At 50.8% G+C, this 16,311-nt stretch carries 16 protein-coding genes and 2 pseudogenes; 9 read left to right on the plus strand and 9 right to left on the minus strand.

The window, feature by feature from the left end; all coding sequences use genetic code 11:
* Positions 1-4: 4 nt before the first annotated feature.
* On the minus strand, positions 5-439 hold the full coding sequence (locus JVX88_RS21440; protein WP_263975615.1) for an O-antigen ligase family protein: 435 nt from the start codon (positions 437-439) through the stop codon (positions 5-7).
* A gap of 96 nt (positions 440-535) precedes the next feature.
* On the opposite strand from JVX88_RS21440, the pseudogene fusA reads away from it, so the two are divergent.
* A pseudogene (fusA, locus tag JVX88_RS21445) lies at positions 536-2,035 on the plus strand (elongation factor G); the annotation flags it as partial.
* A 25-nt stretch (positions 2,036-2,060) separates the two neighbouring features.
* Positions 2,061-2,804: pseudogene (locus tag JVX88_RS21450) on the plus strand (GTP-binding protein); the annotation flags it as partial.
* On the opposite strand, the gene JVX88_RS38805 reads toward JVX88_RS21450, so the two are convergent.
* Positions 2,752-3,057 (minus strand): hypothetical protein, encoded by a 306-nt coding sequence (locus JVX88_RS38805; RefSeq protein WP_410503721.1) that lies wholly within the window; start codon positions 3,055-3,057, stop codon positions 2,752-2,754. The pseudogene JVX88_RS21450 and the gene JVX88_RS38805 overlap by 53 nt on opposite strands.
* A gap of 263 nt (positions 3,058-3,320) precedes the next feature.
* Between JVX88_RS38805 and JVX88_RS21460 the strand changes: the two genes are divergently transcribed.
* From JVX88_RS21460 to JVX88_RS21470, 3 genes are all read left to right on the plus strand, one after another.
* Positions 3,321-3,758: a hypothetical protein gene (locus JVX88_RS21460; protein WP_211620139.1), complete on the plus strand. Its 438-nt coding sequence runs from the start codon at positions 3,321-3,323 to the stop codon at positions 3,756-3,758.
* Positions 3,759-4,644: 886 nt separating this feature from the next.
* On the plus strand, positions 4,645-5,028 hold the full coding sequence (locus JVX88_RS21465) for a hypothetical protein (protein WP_211620140.1): 384 nt from the start codon (positions 4,645-4,647) through the stop codon (positions 5,026-5,028).
* A 276-nt stretch (positions 5,029-5,304) separates the two neighbouring features.
* The gene (locus tag JVX88_RS21470) at positions 5,305-5,460 is read left to right on the plus strand and encodes a hypothetical protein (protein ID WP_211620141.1); all 156 of its coding nucleotides are present in this window, start codon (positions 5,305-5,307) and stop codon (positions 5,458-5,460) included.
* Between the two features lie 21 nt (positions 5,461-5,481).
* Here the strand turns inward: JVX88_RS21470 and JVX88_RS21475 are convergent, their stop codons facing one another.
* Positions 5,482-6,549, minus strand: coding sequence for a macro domain-containing protein (locus tag JVX88_RS21475; protein ID WP_211620142.1), 1,068 nt, complete (start codon positions 6,547-6,549; stop codon positions 5,482-5,484).
* Complete coding sequence (locus tag JVX88_RS21480; RefSeq protein WP_211620143.1) at positions 6,549-7,187, minus strand: DUF4433 domain-containing protein; 639 nt, start codon at positions 7,185-7,187, stop codon at positions 6,549-6,551. The genes JVX88_RS21475 and JVX88_RS21480 overlap by 1 nt, the downstream gene beginning before the upstream one ends.
* A gap of 142 nt (positions 7,188-7,329) precedes the next feature.
* Between JVX88_RS21480 and JVX88_RS21485 the strand changes: the two genes are divergently transcribed.
* On the plus strand, positions 7,330-8,574 hold the full coding sequence (locus tag JVX88_RS21485; protein ID WP_211620144.1) for a bifunctional folylpolyglutamate synthase/dihydrofolate synthase: 1,245 nt from the start codon (positions 7,330-7,332) through the stop codon (positions 8,572-8,574).
* A gap of 86 nt (positions 8,575-8,660) precedes the next feature.
* Here the strand turns inward: JVX88_RS21485 and JVX88_RS21490 are convergent, their stop codons facing one another.
* From JVX88_RS21490 to JVX88_RS21510, 5 genes are all read right to left on the minus strand, one after another.
* The gene (locus tag JVX88_RS21490; protein ID WP_211620145.1) at positions 8,661-8,798 is read right to left on the minus strand and encodes a hypothetical protein; all 138 of its coding nucleotides are present in this window, start codon (positions 8,796-8,798) and stop codon (positions 8,661-8,663) included.
* Between the two features lie 225 nt (positions 8,799-9,023).
* Positions 9,024-10,607: a 23S rRNA (uracil(1939)-C(5))-methyltransferase RlmD gene (rlmD, locus tag JVX88_RS21495; RefSeq protein WP_211620146.1), complete on the minus strand. Its 1,584-nt coding sequence runs from the start codon at positions 10,605-10,607 to the stop codon at positions 9,024-9,026.
* 37 nt (positions 10,608-10,644) lie between these two features.
* Positions 10,645-11,202 carry an NADPH-dependent FMN reductase gene (gene ssuE / locus JVX88_RS21500; RefSeq protein WP_211620147.1) on the minus strand — a complete coding sequence of 186 codons (558 nt, stop codon included), beginning with the start codon at positions 11,200-11,202 and terminating at the stop codon, positions 10,645-10,647.
* Positions 11,203-11,280: 78 nt separating this feature from the next.
* The gene (locus JVX88_RS21505; RefSeq protein ID WP_263975199.1) at positions 11,281-11,790 is read right to left on the minus strand and encodes an LLM class flavin-dependent oxidoreductase; all 510 of its coding nucleotides are present in this window, start codon (positions 11,788-11,790) and stop codon (positions 11,281-11,283) included.
* On the minus strand, positions 11,678-12,412 hold the full coding sequence (locus JVX88_RS21510; protein ID WP_317134406.1) for a class I tRNA ligase family protein: 735 nt from the start codon (positions 12,410-12,412) through the stop codon (positions 11,678-11,680). The genes JVX88_RS21505 and JVX88_RS21510 overlap by 113 nt, the downstream gene beginning before the upstream one ends.
* A gap of 233 nt (positions 12,413-12,645) precedes the next feature.
* On the opposite strand from JVX88_RS21510, the gene JVX88_RS21515 reads away from it, so the two are divergent.
* From JVX88_RS21515 to JVX88_RS21525, 3 genes are all read left to right on the plus strand, one after another.
* Complete coding sequence (locus tag JVX88_RS21515; RefSeq protein ID WP_211620149.1) at positions 12,646-14,115, plus strand: S8 family serine peptidase; 1,470 nt, start codon at positions 12,646-12,648, stop codon at positions 14,113-14,115.
* Between the two features lie 565 nt (positions 14,116-14,680).
* On the plus strand, positions 14,681-15,385 hold the full coding sequence (locus JVX88_RS21520; RefSeq protein ID WP_211620150.1) for a cadmium resistance transporter: 705 nt from the start codon (positions 14,681-14,683) through the stop codon (positions 15,383-15,385).
* 119 nt (positions 15,386-15,504) lie between these two features.
* Positions 15,505-16,125 (plus strand): hypothetical protein, encoded by a 621-nt coding sequence (locus JVX88_RS21525; protein WP_211620151.1) that lies wholly within the window; start codon positions 15,505-15,507, stop codon positions 16,123-16,125.
* Positions 16,126-16,311 lie beyond the last annotated feature (186 nt).

A 16,311-nucleotide genomic window follows, 5' to 3' on the forward strand; every position in this document is an offset into this window, starting at 1 on the left:
GAATCTATCGTAAAGGCGCGCTCCGATCCTCCGGGCTTCTGCCTCTCCGTTCACGATAGCGTTCCGGCGATGGCGTCATCCACAATGCGCCCAGTGCGACCATCGCCATAATCATCGGAGTGCGCGCGGGGTAGTCTGGGATGCTCGCGATGAACACGAGAAGAATGATTGCTGAACCGGCTCGCGCCAGAGCGGTATCGTCTGGCGAATCCCGGTGTGCCGAGCGGAACCACGCGCCGTAACTGCGCCAGACAAACCAAGCCAGGCCGCCGAGCACCAGGGCAAGGCCGACAATGCCGCCGTCCAGCACCACCTCGAGCCAGTCGTTGTGAGCGTGATTGATGTATTGCGAGGCTAGCATCCCGTGCGGTTCGCTTATGCGGAATGCGGGATCGAAAGTGCCGAATCCTGTTCCTGCCGGGAAATAGCGCCCGACCATGTCGAGGACCACTACCCAGACACTGCCCCTCACGTCGTCTGCGCTGTCCAGTTGCAATACCCGTGCGATCGCGTCTGCTCGACCGAGCCTGATACCGACATTCAGGTCGTAGACATCCCTGATGACATCAAGGATGTTGCGGAAGAATATCGGGTCAAACTGGTGGAATCGGTAGCCGAAGTTGATGATGACTTAATTGAGAAGTACCTTGGCGGCGAAGATCTCACGGAAGAAGAAATTCGGGCTGCGTTGCGTAAAGGGACGATCGAGGGCACGATTGTACCGGTGTTGTGCGGTTCTGCTTTCAAGAACAAGGGTGTCCAGCTTTTGCTCGACGCGGTGGTGGATTACTTGCCTTCTCCGCCAGAGGTGCCAGCGATTCAAGGTACCCTACCTGATGGCAGTACTGCTGTACGGACGGCAAGCGACGATGAGCCATTCTCAGCTCTGGCGTTCAAGATTATGGCTGACCCCTATGGTCGTCTGACGTTTATTCGGGTCTACTCTGGTGTACTCACCAAAGGTAGCTACATCTACAACGCCACCAAAGGCAAGAAAGAGCGGATCTCTCGCTTGATTGTCTTGAAAGCAGATGAGCGACAAGAAGTTGACGAGCTGCGGGCAGGTGACTTGGGTGCAGCCCTAGGCTTGAAAGATACCTTCACTGGTGATACCCTCTGCGATGAAACTAAGCCAATCATTCTGGAGTCCCTGTTTATTCCTGAGCCTGTGATTTCGGTTGCCGTTGAACCGAAGACAAAGCAGGACATGGAAAAACTCTCCAAGGCACTACAGGCTCTGTCTGAAGAAGATCCCACCTTCCGAGTTAGCGTTGACCCAGAAACCAATCAGACCGTGATTGCCGGTATGGGTGAGCTGCACCTAGATATCCTGGTGGATCGGATGAAGCGGGAGTACAAGGTAGAAGCGAATGTCGGTGCACCTCAGGTAGCTTACCGCGAAACAGTTCGTAAACCTGTGCGAGCCGAAGGTAAGTTTGTCCGCCAGAGTGGTGGTAAGGGGCAGTATGGTCACGTTGTGATCGAGTTGGAACCAGGTGAGCCAGGTACTGGCTTCGAGTTTGTCTCTAAAATTGTCGGTGGTGTGGTTCCGAGGGAATATATTCCGCCAGCAGAACAAGGGATGAAAGAAGCCTGCGAGACTGGCATCTTGGCCGGCTATCCGGTAATCGACTTGAAGGTCACGATGGTGGATGGTTCCTACCACGATGTTGACTCGTCAGAAATGGCATTCAAGATTGCCGGCTCAATGGCAATTAAGGAAGCTGTTATGAAGGCGTCACCAGTTCTGCTTGAGCCTATGATGAAGGTTGAAGTAGAGGTTCCTGAAGACTTCATCGGCAACGTTATCGGTGATCTCAACTCTCGTCGAGGTCAAATTGAAGGTCAGGACACGGAGCAAGGGGTAGCAAAGGTAACGGCAAAAGTCCCCCTAGCGGAGATGTTTGGATATGCTACTGATATTCGGTCTAAAACCCAAGGTCGGGGCATATTCACGATGGAGTTCAGTCACTACGAGGAAGTTCCCCGAAACGTGGCTGAAGCAATCATTGCAAAGAACAAAGGGAACGCATAGTCAGTAAAGAGGAACGGATAGATACATGGCACGCGCAAAATTTGAACGGACTAAACCCCACGTTAATATTGGTACGGTTGGTCACGTTGACCACGGTAAAACCACTTTGACGGCTGCGATCACGATGACGTTGGCGGCTCTGGGTCAAGCTCAGGCCAAGAGCTACGATCAGATTGACGCTGCTCCGGAAGAGAAAGCTCGTGGTATCACCATCAACACAGCCCATGTGGAGTACGAGACTGAAAATCGCCACTATGCCCATGTGGACTGTCCTGGTCACGCTGACTATGTGAAGAACATGATCACGGGAGCGGCTCAGATGGATGGTGCCATCCTGGTGGTAGCGGCTACCGACGGTGCAATGCCTCAAACCAGAGAGCACATCCTGTTGGCGAAGCAGGTCGGCGTACCCAGCATTGTGGTCTTCCTGAACAAGATTGACCAGGTAGATGATGAAGAGCTGTTGGAACTGGTGGAATTAGAGCTGCGCGAACTGCTCAGCAGCTATGACTTCCCCGGTGACGATATTCCCATTATTCGCGGTTCTGGGTTGATGGCATTGGAAGCAATGCAGAAGAATCCCAAAACCCAGCGGGGTGACAATGAGTGGGTTGACAGAATCTATGAACTCATGGATGCCGTTGACTCCTTCATTCCTACTCCTGAGCGCGATGTGGACAAGCCGTTCTTGATGGCTGTTGAGGATGTCTTCAGCATCACCGGTCGGGGTACTGTGGCGACGGGACGGATTGAGCGCGGCAAGATCGAGAAATAAAGTTGCCATGCTGGTGCTGCCACTCGTGCAGGTCAAACATTGCCAGCAGTTTTGCTAAGCTCGGATAGATCCAGGTCGGTACGGGCGCAAATTTGGCGGTGAGCAGGTTGAGCGCTTGCTCGTTATAGTTGGCGAAATCTTCGTAGCTTTCCACTTCGCCATAGCCCATCAGCAGTACTGCTACCTGATCGGATGGGGGATTAGACAAAGACGGAGACTGTTCGAGTTTTTCCGGGGTTGCAACCACGCTTGGCACCTCTGCTTCTTCGTAATTAGGTCAACAGCAGCGAATCCCCACCAGCGGTAGTTTGTTGGGATGACTGGATTGGATTTCGTCACGCTAGTCTGAACGTCCTCTAGCCTATCATCCCCCTAGGGGGGATAGCCACCCTATTAAGAATATTTCCATCTCCAGAGCGATAGGCGCGGGTGCTGTAAATTACTTCTAAAAATGATTTCAAAGCCGTACTTAGGGGGTAAAGTGCAGGTAGTTCGTCCTAGAGTTAGGCTATGACAAGAGGTTTACTGTGGTTGCCGCTGCTGGCGGTGTTTTGCTGGCTGGCTTGGGCGGGTTGGAATGAATTTCAAAAGCTGGAAGCCTATCGCTCTTGGGCCAGCCAATTTGACCATGCCAAATACGACATCTATGCAGTTTTAGGGCAAAAAGGCAGTGAGCTGACCTGGGGTAAACCGTCACGTCGGGGGCCTCTGGACCTGCAAACTTTCTCTTTACATCAGGTAGAGGCCATTCAGTTACGGATTGACAATCAAGTTGTGGACCCAACGGTGGATCTAGACGCAGTACCAGCAGGTAAAACTATCGCCCTGGAATTTCAGTTCGCAGATGCAGAGACCATTGCCGTCCCGTTTACAGATGGGTCTCTCGCAGCACAGTGGGCTAACCATCTCCAGTCCGACTGGCAAACTTTACGCCAACCCCAGGCTTAGATGAATTTGCTCCATCAAACTTGCTTTGCTTGAATTTGGGCCATTAGCTCGGAAACAATTGCCGAGCCGGGGAACAGCCAGAGAACAGCCAGAGAACAACCAGAGAACAACCGGAGAACAGCAGAGCGGACAGCCTGTTAAGGCTTTTGTCATCAATTGAAGTTGTGATTCAACAAAAACCGATTGAATTAGTCACTAAAGTTGGCAAACCTTAACATGTAGGATGTAGTGCTAGTTTCTGAGCTGCCGCCTGACTCCACAGACGACCGTAATTCCCCGAGTTTTCCACTAAATTTTTGCTATCGTCACACTCAGTAATTTTTCTTTACTAGTGCTTAAAATGTATAGGGTTTTACCTGGCTTCTAGATGCTCTGCGTTAGGTGAGGAGCTAGCGGCCAAATTGCCTAGTGCTTCTTTGAGGGTTACAGTTTAGGATGATTCTAGATGTTTTATACCAGATGTTGAAAATACCGGCACCAGTCATGGTAAAAGCTGATAATTGATTAATAATTGCATGATCATCATGATCATTTGGATAGCTAACATAACCAACCATTGAGATTGATTGAGATTGGAAGCGTAGGTTCCCCGTGGCAAGAGTTGGATCTGAGGCATTGCTTGTAGGTTTAATTTGCTAGTGTTCCCCTATTAAATTGAAGTGTCTGAGGTTCCCTGGTTTAGTTGCTTTGCTCAGTTGTTTGGCCTAATTGCCTCTTATCGCTGGTTTCGCTTAGTTTCGGTTGAATCGAGTTGCAGGTAAGCAATCTAGATCATGGCCTGGATTGGTCGCGTGATTCCCCAGATTTTTGAAGTTGCAATTCTTTGAGAGGTTAGAGCGAAGAATTGTGCACTGTGATGGCATGGTTCTGTACTAACGCCCTTTTCATGACAAATACTCGTGGATTTTACATCCGCAACGTCTGGCCGCCTTGCCTCTGGGTATTCCCATTTGGGCCGCAAACTGTGGTGATCTTCACGGCTCAATCGCCCTTTCCCTTCATTGCGATCAGCCAACTGCCCCACGGCTTGTTGTTCTGTAGCCAGAGCGATCAGTGGCTGCTGCCAGGAAGCAATCCCGTTGGCCTTGTAGAAGCCATTGTTGAGTTCCTGCATCGGCTGAACATGAAGGCATTACGAATAGGGGCGTGCAGTAGGCAGGTGGTAGCCACGGGGGTGAAACAGCAAGCAATACCGATCAGTCGAGAAGTCAATCGAGAAGTCGGATCGCTGAGTTTGATTGGTTGCAGCCCATTCCACCAGACACGATGAAACACAACAAACGCCATAGGATTCGCCTCCCATTCACCGGATGGTGGCGTCAGGGGCGGGGAGGTAGTCGCGGCGGGGACGCCTGAGGATGTGGTGAAGGTGGAGCGGAGCTATACCGGGCACTACCTTGCGCCGATGCTGGCGCGCCGGGCAGAAACGGCGGCGTGACGATGACCGAAGCCTGTCCTGAGCGAAGCGGAGAACGAACTTCGTAGCGTAGTCGAAGGATGGTGGTGATCGAACACAACCGGCAGCCTGTCCCGGACTTGATCCGGGGTGATCAAGACGGCCGACTGGATCGTGGACCTCGGCCCCGACGGCGGGGAGGTTGTGGTGAAGGGGCCGCCTCAGGATGTGGTGGAGGTGGAGCGGAGTTATACGGGGCACTACCTCGCCTCGCTACTGAAGCGCCAGGTAAAGACCGCCGCGTGACCAACAACGTGATGTCGCCAGTCAGTGCAAATTGATTCGCAACCGTTCAAGCGCGAGCATAATGAGTCTATCGTCGAAGATAGATGCTTTTCTTGCCCCTGAACCCGGTCCGCCTGGCCATGTTGCAATCGCCGCTTTCACCTTCTCCAACGTTGGCTCGACACGATCTTCGTTTATGATCCAATCGACCGTTGAGAGGAGCTCAAGCCCGAGAGGAGATTCAAATCCATCTATCAGTGCGGCGGTCTTTTCGATAACTTCCGATGCTACCTTCGCATTGGAGCGGAGATATACCTCGACTTTCTCTGATCTCGCTGGATCGACCCAAACCGGATCCGTAGGCGATGAGTCTGCGATCCTCTTGGAGCAATGCAGGTAACTGCCATCGATTGAGTCAATGAGATAGGACAGCCGGTGAGCGTAAGGCCCATACCTATTCTGAGAAAATTGCAGGTTGAGGAAATTGTCTGATCCAGTTTGCCTAATCATCCGTTCTGCAAACCACGCAAGCTTCTGAACCTCTAGCACGGTGCAATCGATACCGAGGATTAGGTAGCGTCGTATGAGTTCGGTAATGATAGCTCGAGCCGGCGTAAGGTTCTCTTTTCCTTCCTTCTTCATTACATTCTGATACTGACGAGTGGGCTCGTAAACCAATACGTCTACTTCATTGAGATCGCCGAGCACTCGTTCAATTTCTTGACGCACTCCAGTCCACTCGAGTTTACCATTCCCAGACCCGAGAGGTGGGAGGGCTATAGATTTGATCTGATGCTCAGCGATAACCCTTTTCAAATCTTCCAAGCCATCGGAAATCCACTCCATTCTTGATGGATGCCTCCAATGCTTTTTTGTCGGAAAATTGATGATGAAGCGGGGATTAAAGAGGGCGCCACGATCAACCAAATGCATTTGGCCTACTTTGATATCTCCAGATTCGCAGGCTTCCGCATACTCTTTGAAGGCACTTGGAAATGCCTCCTTGAACATGAGTGCGATACCCTTGCCCATCACACCCACGGTGTTGACCGTGTTGACAAGCGCTTCGACGTCAGCGTCGAGTAAGTTGCCCTGAGTGAATCTCAGCATCAGAAATACCACGAAGATTTTGCGAGCACTTTGGTGTCGAATCCAGCTTGCTCAACTACGGCAGTTAGCGCGTCCCTAGACGTTGCGCTGCACGTTGCGAAGCCAAGCAGGTCGTCCATGCCCAGATTTTGACAAGCCAGGGCTTCAGCCTGATACCGCTCCTTCTTATCGGGACGTTCGGCGTCATAGCTGAAATCCGAATTTCGCCAGTCGTCCCATGCAAGCGCGTCGAGATCAGCGAGGTCGTTCGAAAATTGGGCTGCCACCAGGTAGGCATGTCGATCAGTGAACAAGAACGGCTTTCCGCGATCCCTTAGCTTGGGGAGGGAGGTGACGATAATGACGATTTCCTCCTTCTGCCGCTTTCGCACGCCATTGTACCCCGTCAGGATATTAAGAAGCATGATGGAACGGGGCGTGAAATAGAATGGCACGTAATCTGACAGCGTCCCAAATGGCGGCGTTGGCACGTTCCTGCGAGTGCGCTTGCCGACTAGTTCGGTGTTTCCTATGTTGACGAAATTGGGATCAACCTGAGGTGAATTGCGGCAATGAATGCCGTTGTCCAAAATCCACGGAATATTGTCGCGATGGGTGATGCGAAACATCAGGGCATTCTCCGGCGACAAGTCGAGCATTGAGGCCCTCATTAGCAGGAACAAAATAAGAACACAAGAGCGCGGTGGTTTGTGCGCCGCTGTGCGAAGTGGATACGATCCGCGGCGAATGCAACGCCCAACATGGTTGAGGAAAGCCTGACACAATCCATTTTCCTACAAGTTGGGGTTAGAGCGGATTGAACGGCTGCTGGCGGCATTGGGTCATCCGGAACGGCAGGTGCCGATTGTGCATGTGGCAGGCAGCAACGGCAAGGGGTCGGTTTGTGCCTATCTATCGGCAGTGCTGAATCAGGCGGGCTATCGGGTGGGGCGATACACCTCTCCTCATCTGGTCAGCTGGTGTGAGCGAATTTGCTTCAATCAGCAGGAAATTCCTGCCACGCAGCTCCATCAAATTCTGCTGCAAGTTCTAGCCGCGATTGATCCTAATCATTCTTCTCCGACGCAGTTTGAGGTGATCACGGCGGCGGCTTGGCTCTACTTTGCTCAACAGCAGGTCGATATTGCCGTCATCGAAGTGGGATTGGGAGGGCGGCTCGATGCTACTAATGTCTGCGACCATCCGTTGGTCAGTATTATCACCTCCCTCAGTCGGGAACACTGGCAGCGGCTTGGCCCTACCCTAGCTGACATCAGTCGCGAAAAGGCCGGTATCCTGAAGCCGAGTTGTCCAGCCGTGATTGCACCCCAACCCCCCGAAGCTGCCACGGTTCTACAACAGCGATTGACCGAACTCCACTGTCCGGCATTTTGGGTGCAGCCGTCCCGCGATCTGGGAAATGGTTGGGCAGAATTCGTTGGGGTTGATTCTGAGCCTGACTCATCAGGTCTAATGCCGGTGGGTTTGCACTATCCCCTACCGCTGCTGGGTGCTCATCAACTGATCAACTCGGCCTTGGCAATCGCGGCGCTGCAACTCCTTCAGCAACGGGGCTGGCAAATCGATCATCAGCAAATTGTGCAGGGAATGGCAAAAACCCAATGGCCGGGGCGATTGCAGTGGTTCGAGTGGCGGGGTCATCGTCTATTAATTGACGGAGCGCACAATCCAGCCGGAGCCGCTATGCTGCGGGCTTACCTGGATCAAACTCAGAGTCAGCCGATCCACTTTGTCATGGGCATGATTGGCAATAAAGATCACGCCGATGTGTTCCAAGCGCTGTTGCGTCCAGACGATTGGCTGTACTTGGTGCCCGTTCCCGATCACATTCCGATTGATTTATCTCAATTACAAACTTTAGCGACAACCGTATGTTCTAACCTAGCAGCCTGCACGGTTTACGATGATGTGATGCTGGCGCTGGAAGACGCGGCAATTCAGGCTCAAACGAAGGGAGGAACCCTCGTACTCTGTGGTTCTCTTTATTTGATTGGTCACTTCTTCCAATTACAGCAGGGTGAATAAAAGCCTCCAAAGCATGAAAAAAGCGGACTGAAGGATAGGTTAATTCCCAAGCAGTCCGCTTCTGATTCATTTATAGATCGAATAATCTAGTTCGCGTTACGCAGCGTTTGGTAAGTGCGGCTGACCTGATAGGCCAATACACCGCAGAGCGTAGGACACAAAACGATGCTGATTGCTGCAATGGTTAGAGCAGAATCTGGGATTCCAAGCAGGTTGGATAGCATGATTGACCTCGTAAATTAAAGGGTGGTAGCTGATCTAGCTTGATCGTGACAAATCTCGCCTCAATTGGCATCACCCGTTAGGGTTCCTCACTGGGAAGGATTATTAACGTCTGCGTGCTTAACATCCTGGTATCGTAAGATTCCGTAATCAAAATTGTTTTAAGTTTGAGAAAAATTGTTGCTGTTCAAGATGAAATCATTTTTGGACTGCCAACCAGGACTTCTCTAACTGGGCAGCGATAGAAATGCAGCACATTCCACATGGGCAGTTTGTGGAAAGAAATCAACCGGCTGGGTTCGCGTTAATTGGTAAACCTGGCTTAAGTATTTGAGGTCACGAGCTAGCGTTGATGGATTGCAACTAACGTAGACAATCTGTTGCGGACGCAGGTGCAGCAAGGTTTCGATCACGGCAGGTTCGCATCCTTTTCGCGGTGGATCCAACAGTACAATATCGGGTGTCACAACCTTGGACTGGATCGTCAACTCAGGCAGTAGCGCTTCGGCTTTACCCTCATAAAAGACAACGTTGTTGATTTGGTTTACTTCTGCATTGCGCTTGGCCTGTTCAATCGCGTCTGGCTGAATTTCAATTCCAATCGCCTGCTGCACTCGTTTCGCTAACGGCAACGTCATAGTGCCAATACCACAGTAGACATCCACTAAGATTTCATGGCCGGTTAGTTCTAGTGTTGTCTGGATCACCTCCACTAGCGCTTCGGCCTGTTCTGTATTAACCTGAAAAAACGTTGCAGGCTGAATCTGAAATTCCAGGCCGGCAAAGATTTCACCAACAAATTGGGGATCGATCAGCGCCGCTGCGGTCTCCTCAACATTCACCGAAGCTTGGATCACTCCACTACGTTTTAATACATCGCCTGCCGCAATAATTGCCGCCTTCTGAGTATCACCAATCAGCGAATTTGCTAGATCAGTGCGCTCGAGTTGCTTTGCTGCCACCGTATCGCTCAGCTTGGCCTCCTTGGCCAAAATGGCTTTCAGCTCTGCTGGATTACTGATCGCCCACTGTCGCGCTTTTTCATAGGCTGCGATCACCCGCTCGACGTAAGCAGGATATTGTTGAGCAAATGCCTCCCGCACATTCAGAAACCCATAGGTAACAAAGTCAGGATTGCGATAGAACAAACGCGCCCCTTGCTCTAATTCGGTTTTGGCCATATGAGGGTCAAGTCCTGCCCAAGCGTCTACATCCCCTCGTTCTAAAGCAGCCCTGCCATCAGCATGTTGCAGCGGTACCAGCTCGATGTCCTTTTCAGATAACCCGACCTGGTCCAACGCTCTCAACAGAAATATGTAGGGATCGGTTCCTTTAGTGGCAGCTACCCGTTTACCCTTCAGATCTTCGATTTGACGAATCACAGTATCTTTGCGAGTCACCAGCGCCGTCCACTCTGGCTTTGAGTAAATGTACACCGCCTTGATCGGATTACCGTTGGCTTTGGCTAACAGAGCCGCTGCACCAGCCGTAGACCCAAAATCAATACTGCGGCTATTCAGGAACTCCAAAGCCTTATTACTACCAGCACTCTGGGTCCATTCCACCTTAATGCCATCCTCGGCTAAATCCTGCTCTAACCAACCCTGCTGCTTCAATACCAGGCTCACTGGATTATAGTAAGCAAAATCCAGCTTAATCGTATCTGGTTTGGCTGCAGTTTGCGTACTACAACTGCTGGTAATTAAAGTCAAACTTAGCGCTACAGAGAACAGGACTGAAAACCCAGGTATTTGCTGCGTCCGCAGCCAAATGAATCCCTGCCCAATCAAACCAATTATTCGCCCAATCATTCGATTATCCTATCCTATGATTAACCCTTCTAATTCCCTACTGTCCGGCTCCAACCAGAGCGGGTATGGGACGAATGACCTGAATCAACTCCTCTACTGATCGGTTCAAGCGCTGCTCGGCCTCTGTATCAGTGAACTGAAGTTCGCCGCTTTCGTGGCGCTGAATTTGAGAGTCCACCAAATATACACCTGACAGGATATGCTTCGCTCCCAGGGCAGATAGAACTGGTTTGAGGGCATAGTCAATCGCGAGCAAATGGGCAATGGTGCCGCCGGTCGCAATGGGTAGGACTGGTTTATTGGCGAGGATATTCTGTGGCAATAGATCAAGGAATGCTTTCAGTACGCCTGTATAGGATGCTTTGTGGACTGGAGTGGCTATCACTAGGGCATCTGCTTGTTCAATTACAGACACAATCTCAATAATCACATCACTATATTGGGCGAATACCAGAATCTCGGGCGGTAGCTCGCGCACCGAAAACAGATGAGTTGAAATGGTACTCGCTTCTAAAAGCTGTTTTGCATATTCCAACACAGCATAGGATCGAGACGGATGGGACGGACTGCCGGCAATCGCAACAACGTTGGTCATGGTATACCTCGTGAGTAGTTACAAATTTGGAGCAAGCAGAGACAGCAACCTAATGAGTGGCTTGAACCAGCAAGCCGATCAGCTAGCGCTAGTCGGAATCCGTTCGTTGGCAATCACTTCACCAACTGGACTCATCTGACGGCTAGGTGGCGGTAAGACTACATCAACTGGCAATTTAGGAAACAGCAGTTCTGCAACTCGATAGGCTTCTTCTAGATGCGGATAGCCCGACAGAATAAACGTATCAATACCAAGACTGGCATATTCCAGCATCCGTTCTGCCACCGTATCCGGATCTCCCACCAAGGCTGTTCCAGCTCCACCGCGCACCAATCCTACTCCAGCCCAGAGATTAGGACTGATCTCCAATGCATCTCGCCCACCATTGTGAAGCTGTTGCATGCGGCGTTGCCCTTCCGAATCGGCGCGAGACAGGGCTTTCTGAGCTGCTGCAATCGTATCATCGTCTAAATACTTAATTAGTTGCTCTGCTGCTTCCCAAGCCTCTGCTGTGGTTTCCCGCACAATCACATGCAGACGAATCCCAAACCGCAAGGTGCGGCCCTGCTCCGCCGCTAGTTGCCGCACTGAAGCAATTTTCTCGGCCACCTGCTGAGGCGGTTCGCCCCAAGTTAGATATAAATCCACTCAAGCCGCGATAGATATAGCCCTTTAGCGCCATTTGACCAAACACGCGGATCTGGGCGGCCTCATATTCGGGCTGCATCGTCAGGTAGGGATGATCCCAATCGCCCCAGATGCCCAGCTTTTTGAAACTGTCCCGTTGCTGCGCCATTTGTTCGAGTGCCCAGCTTTTAGCGCGACGGCGTAATTCCAGCGGCGTCAGGGCTTGCCGTTCCTCTGGCTTCATGGCTTGCAGCACCTTTAGCTCAATCGGCAGGCCATGACAGTCCCAACCGGGCACATAGCGCACCTTGCGCCCTTGCAGCATCTGATATTTGTTGAGAATGTCCTTCAGCACCTTGTTGAGGGTGTGGCCCATATGAATCGCGCCATTGGCGTAGGGCGGCCCATCGTGCAGAATGAAGGGTGCTCCCGGATTGTGCTCAGCTAGCTTTTCGTAGATCTGGTGCTCGGCCCAAAACTGTTGCAGTTCCGGTTCGCGCTTAATCGCGTTGGCCCGCATGTCAAACTTGGTTTGGGGCAGGTTAACGGTATCTTTGTAGCTTCCGGGTTCTGTTAGCGTCACGGGTGGGATCTGGAGTTAGGAATGAAACGACAAGGGACATTTAAGAATTCTATCGAACCATTGCTGATTGCGGCCAAATCTCGGCGCATTCTTCTCCTGAAATGCTGTGAGAACACTGTAGATCAAGGGGTAACTGGGGTAAATATTGATTGCCAATCTGCTCAATTCATCTGGGCAGCTTTGTTTAAGTACTCAAAGTTTAAACACTCAAAATTTCTGAGCCATTGTTTTGCATGTCCGCTTTTCACTTGCCTCGCCAATTCCGCCTCCAGTCTTCGTCTCCTGAATTCGCCTACGCTGCTGCCAAAAATCTGCTGGGGCAGCCCAGTGGTCGGGGTTTTGGTGAAGGGTTTGCTCAAGCTTCTGGTCCGTCCAAGCCGCGATATACCCATAGTTCTGCTGCCAGCTCTGCTGTCAACGCTGCTGCGACTAACCGCAGCCAACCCGGCAAGCGCCGCCGGACCAATTCATCCGCACCGTTTCTGAAGCCGCAGGGCCAGTTGCGCGGCATACTTAGCTCTACCGACTCCATCGATCCATACTTTCAGGGCACCTACTACGTCGATGATTACCGCCTCAGAGGGGTAACGGCAGGGCAGCAAATTGAAGTTCGCCTCAACTCTCGCCAATTTGATCCCTATCTCCAGTTGGTGAATGGCCGCACCAAGCAGCCCATCCTCTATGGATCCGATCTGGGCGGCACCAATACCAATGCCCGAGTCGTATTCACGGTGCAGCCCCAGACCCAGTATCTAGTGCGGGTCAGCAGCGACCAACGGCGTCAAATCGGATCATATCTGGTCAAAAGCCGCGTCCTCAAGCCGATTGCCAGCGACTTCAACCTGTTCTATGGCTATGGTCTAGTCGATGCTGCGGCGGCCGTCAATCAGGTGGCTGGGCAAACCCTGTTCAAAGCGGCGGCTCTGGCAGATGTTCCTGTTTTAGGCGGCAATCAGTGGGGGATGGATCTGGTTAGAGCACCAGAGGTGTGGACCCAGGGCTTTACAGGCCAAGGCGTGACGGTGGCTGTCCTGGATGAAGGGATTGATCTCAACCATCCCGATCTGAGCCAAAACCTGTGGCGCAACAGCGGCGAAATTCCTGGTAACGGCATTGATGACGACCGCAATGGGTTTATCGATGATGTGCATGGATGGAACTTTATTGATCAAAATTCTAACCTGAACGACACCGAAGGCCACGGCACCCAGGTGGCTGGAATTATTGCTGCCGCCAACGATGGGATCGGGATCACTGGAGTTGCCCATAACGCTAAGATCATGCCGATAAAGGTGATTCAAGGCGAAACGCCGCTGGCGCAATTTGACGCGAATGTGGCTGCCGGAATTGATTATGCAGCGAACAATGGAGCACAGGTGATTAATATTAGTTTGGGTAGCAGTTCGAGCGATCCGCCCCTGCCTAAGGTCGAGGCAGCGCTGCGACGGGCCAGACAGGCTGGTGTCGTGGTCGTGTTTTCTGCCGGCAATGATCGGCAGCTTTTGAGTGCATTAGAACCGGATCGGCCCGCCCTCTATGCCTCAGCAGGTTTAGGAATCGCCGTGGGTGGCGTGGATCACAAACGCAACTTCTACATTGATTCCAATCCGGCTGGGCTGAAGCGGCTTAATTATGTGGTTGCACCAGCAGTTGATGTCTACTCTACGACGCTGGGCAGCAGTTACGACCTGCTGGACAGTTGATGATCCGCTCAACGGTTAAGGTAATGTTACGACTAGTACCCCGCAGACGCAAAGTAACATCAACACTATGATTTGAATTTTCCGATGGTTGACAGTTCTGAAGTCGGCCAGCATAGTGGATCAATTGCCCTAACTGGATGAGTTGATCTAACACGTCTGCTATGTTCGGAGCAATCCGATGACGATGTGACTCGCATATTGTTGCTGTTTTGGTTATTCCAGTTTTAGTCATTCCTATTAATAAGATCAAACATTCTTTCTTGTTGAATCGATAAATAGATTTGATTGACAGTAGATGAAATCAGAGAAGAACACAGATTAATAGCAGGTTATGTCTATAAAAATGTTGCATCGAAAACTGCAAAGCCTTATGAATATTGGCATAAAGCCATTCATCAATTCAATTTATCATTTCAACAAACAAGAATATTTGATTTTATCTTTGTGTCTACCTAAAGTAGAACCATGCAACTCAAGCAGCTAAGCAATCACTCGATCTAGTTATCGCATATCCTTGTACATTCCCTAAAGCATAATTCAGTCGTTCTAAACAGGATTTGATTTCATGAGCAACTTACTCACCGCTCTTCCCACTGGTGTTGCTGCTTTCATTGCCACTAACCTGGATGATATTATCATTCTGCTGCTATTGTTTTCTCAGGTGAATCGCAGCTTTCAACGTCGGCATGTGGTTATGGGGCAATACCTCGGTTTTACCTCTCTGGTACTGATGAGCATGCCAGGATTTTTGGGAGGACAGTTGCTGCCCCAAACCTGGATTGGCATGTTAGGGATTGTGCCGATTGCAATTGGTGTGAACCGCTTGCTCAGCCGAGATCAGGACGAAGAATCGGAACCAGATTTAACCATAGCCCCATCTGCCTCGCCCTTCACGAGTTTTCTTTCACCACAGACGTGCAGTATCGCCGCGATCACAGTTGCCAATGGGGGAGACAATATTGGCATCTATATGCCTTTGTTTGCGAGTTGTACAGTAGAAAGTTTGCTAGTGATTCTGAGTGTATTTCTTTCACTGGTTGGAGTTTGGTGCTATACAGCATACCAGTTAACACGAGTGCCAATGATTGCAGAAATCCTGACTCGCTATGGCAACCTGCTGGTGCCGTTTGTTTTGATTGGCCTGGGTTTGATGATTTTACTTGAGAGCCATACCCTGGAAGATCAAAGCCTGTCTGTGCTGACGTTGATTGTTAGCGCTATTGCTATGGTAATGATGAATCACAAGGTGCTATTACCGCAAAAGAATTAATCAGGATTATGAGCTAGCTGATCATCGCTACAAAGTCAGCTGCTCAATAAGCTTGTTGCCAAACCGTCTCTCGTTGGCAGCATTAATCTAGAAAAGAGAGAATGTTAAGGAGAACGATAATGAAACCGTTAAAAACAGTTTTGGTGTGTCTGGTTGTGTTGATCAACCTGTTAATCGCCCAACCCGCGTTCGCTGATGCTCCCAAGTTAGACAAAAATCCCGACTATCAGCAGATTACGACTACTCTGAGTGAGCTGCTCCAGGCTAGGGCAACCCAGCAGCTTCCGGAAGGAATTTCTTCGTCGCAAGAACTGCAACAAAAGATTACTGAACTGCAATATCAGAGATACATTGTGGAGTCGGGCAAGGGCGTGACGGAATGTTTTAATAACACCGGACGCACGATTGCGGTCTATGGGCCAACTGGCAAAAAGTCAACCTCTAAATTCGACAATACGCTCTATTTGCTGCCTAGCGGTGCCGCGACAGATGATGATTGGACCTGTGAAGGTGTGTTTTTGCCCAGCGATCTGAAGGTGGCGGGTTTGGATCTGGGATCTGCCAGTGCTGCTAAATTCCTCAGCGGTACCCGTCTGACAATCAGTGAAACCCCAGATGGAGCGATTGAATTTAACCTGCCTCCCGCTCGGTTGTTTAAGGCAGGCGACGTGAATTGGGATATTCCGGATGTGACCGAAGCTGACCTGAATCGGCAATTACCCCAAGCTCCTACCGACTGAGGCCACTGATTACGATCAGTGAAGACAGGAAATTAGGACATTGAACCCAAAATCAGGGGCTGCGGCACTCAATTCTGTGGTGTCTATGCCCCTGTTTCCGATCATCCTGGCTGCATCAATTCAATTTATGGTTTCAACAACCAGGACTATTTGTTTTGATTGCTTGAGTTCTATAAATTAAGAATA

The sequence above is a fragment of the Leptolyngbya sp. 7M genome (assembly GCF_018128485.1).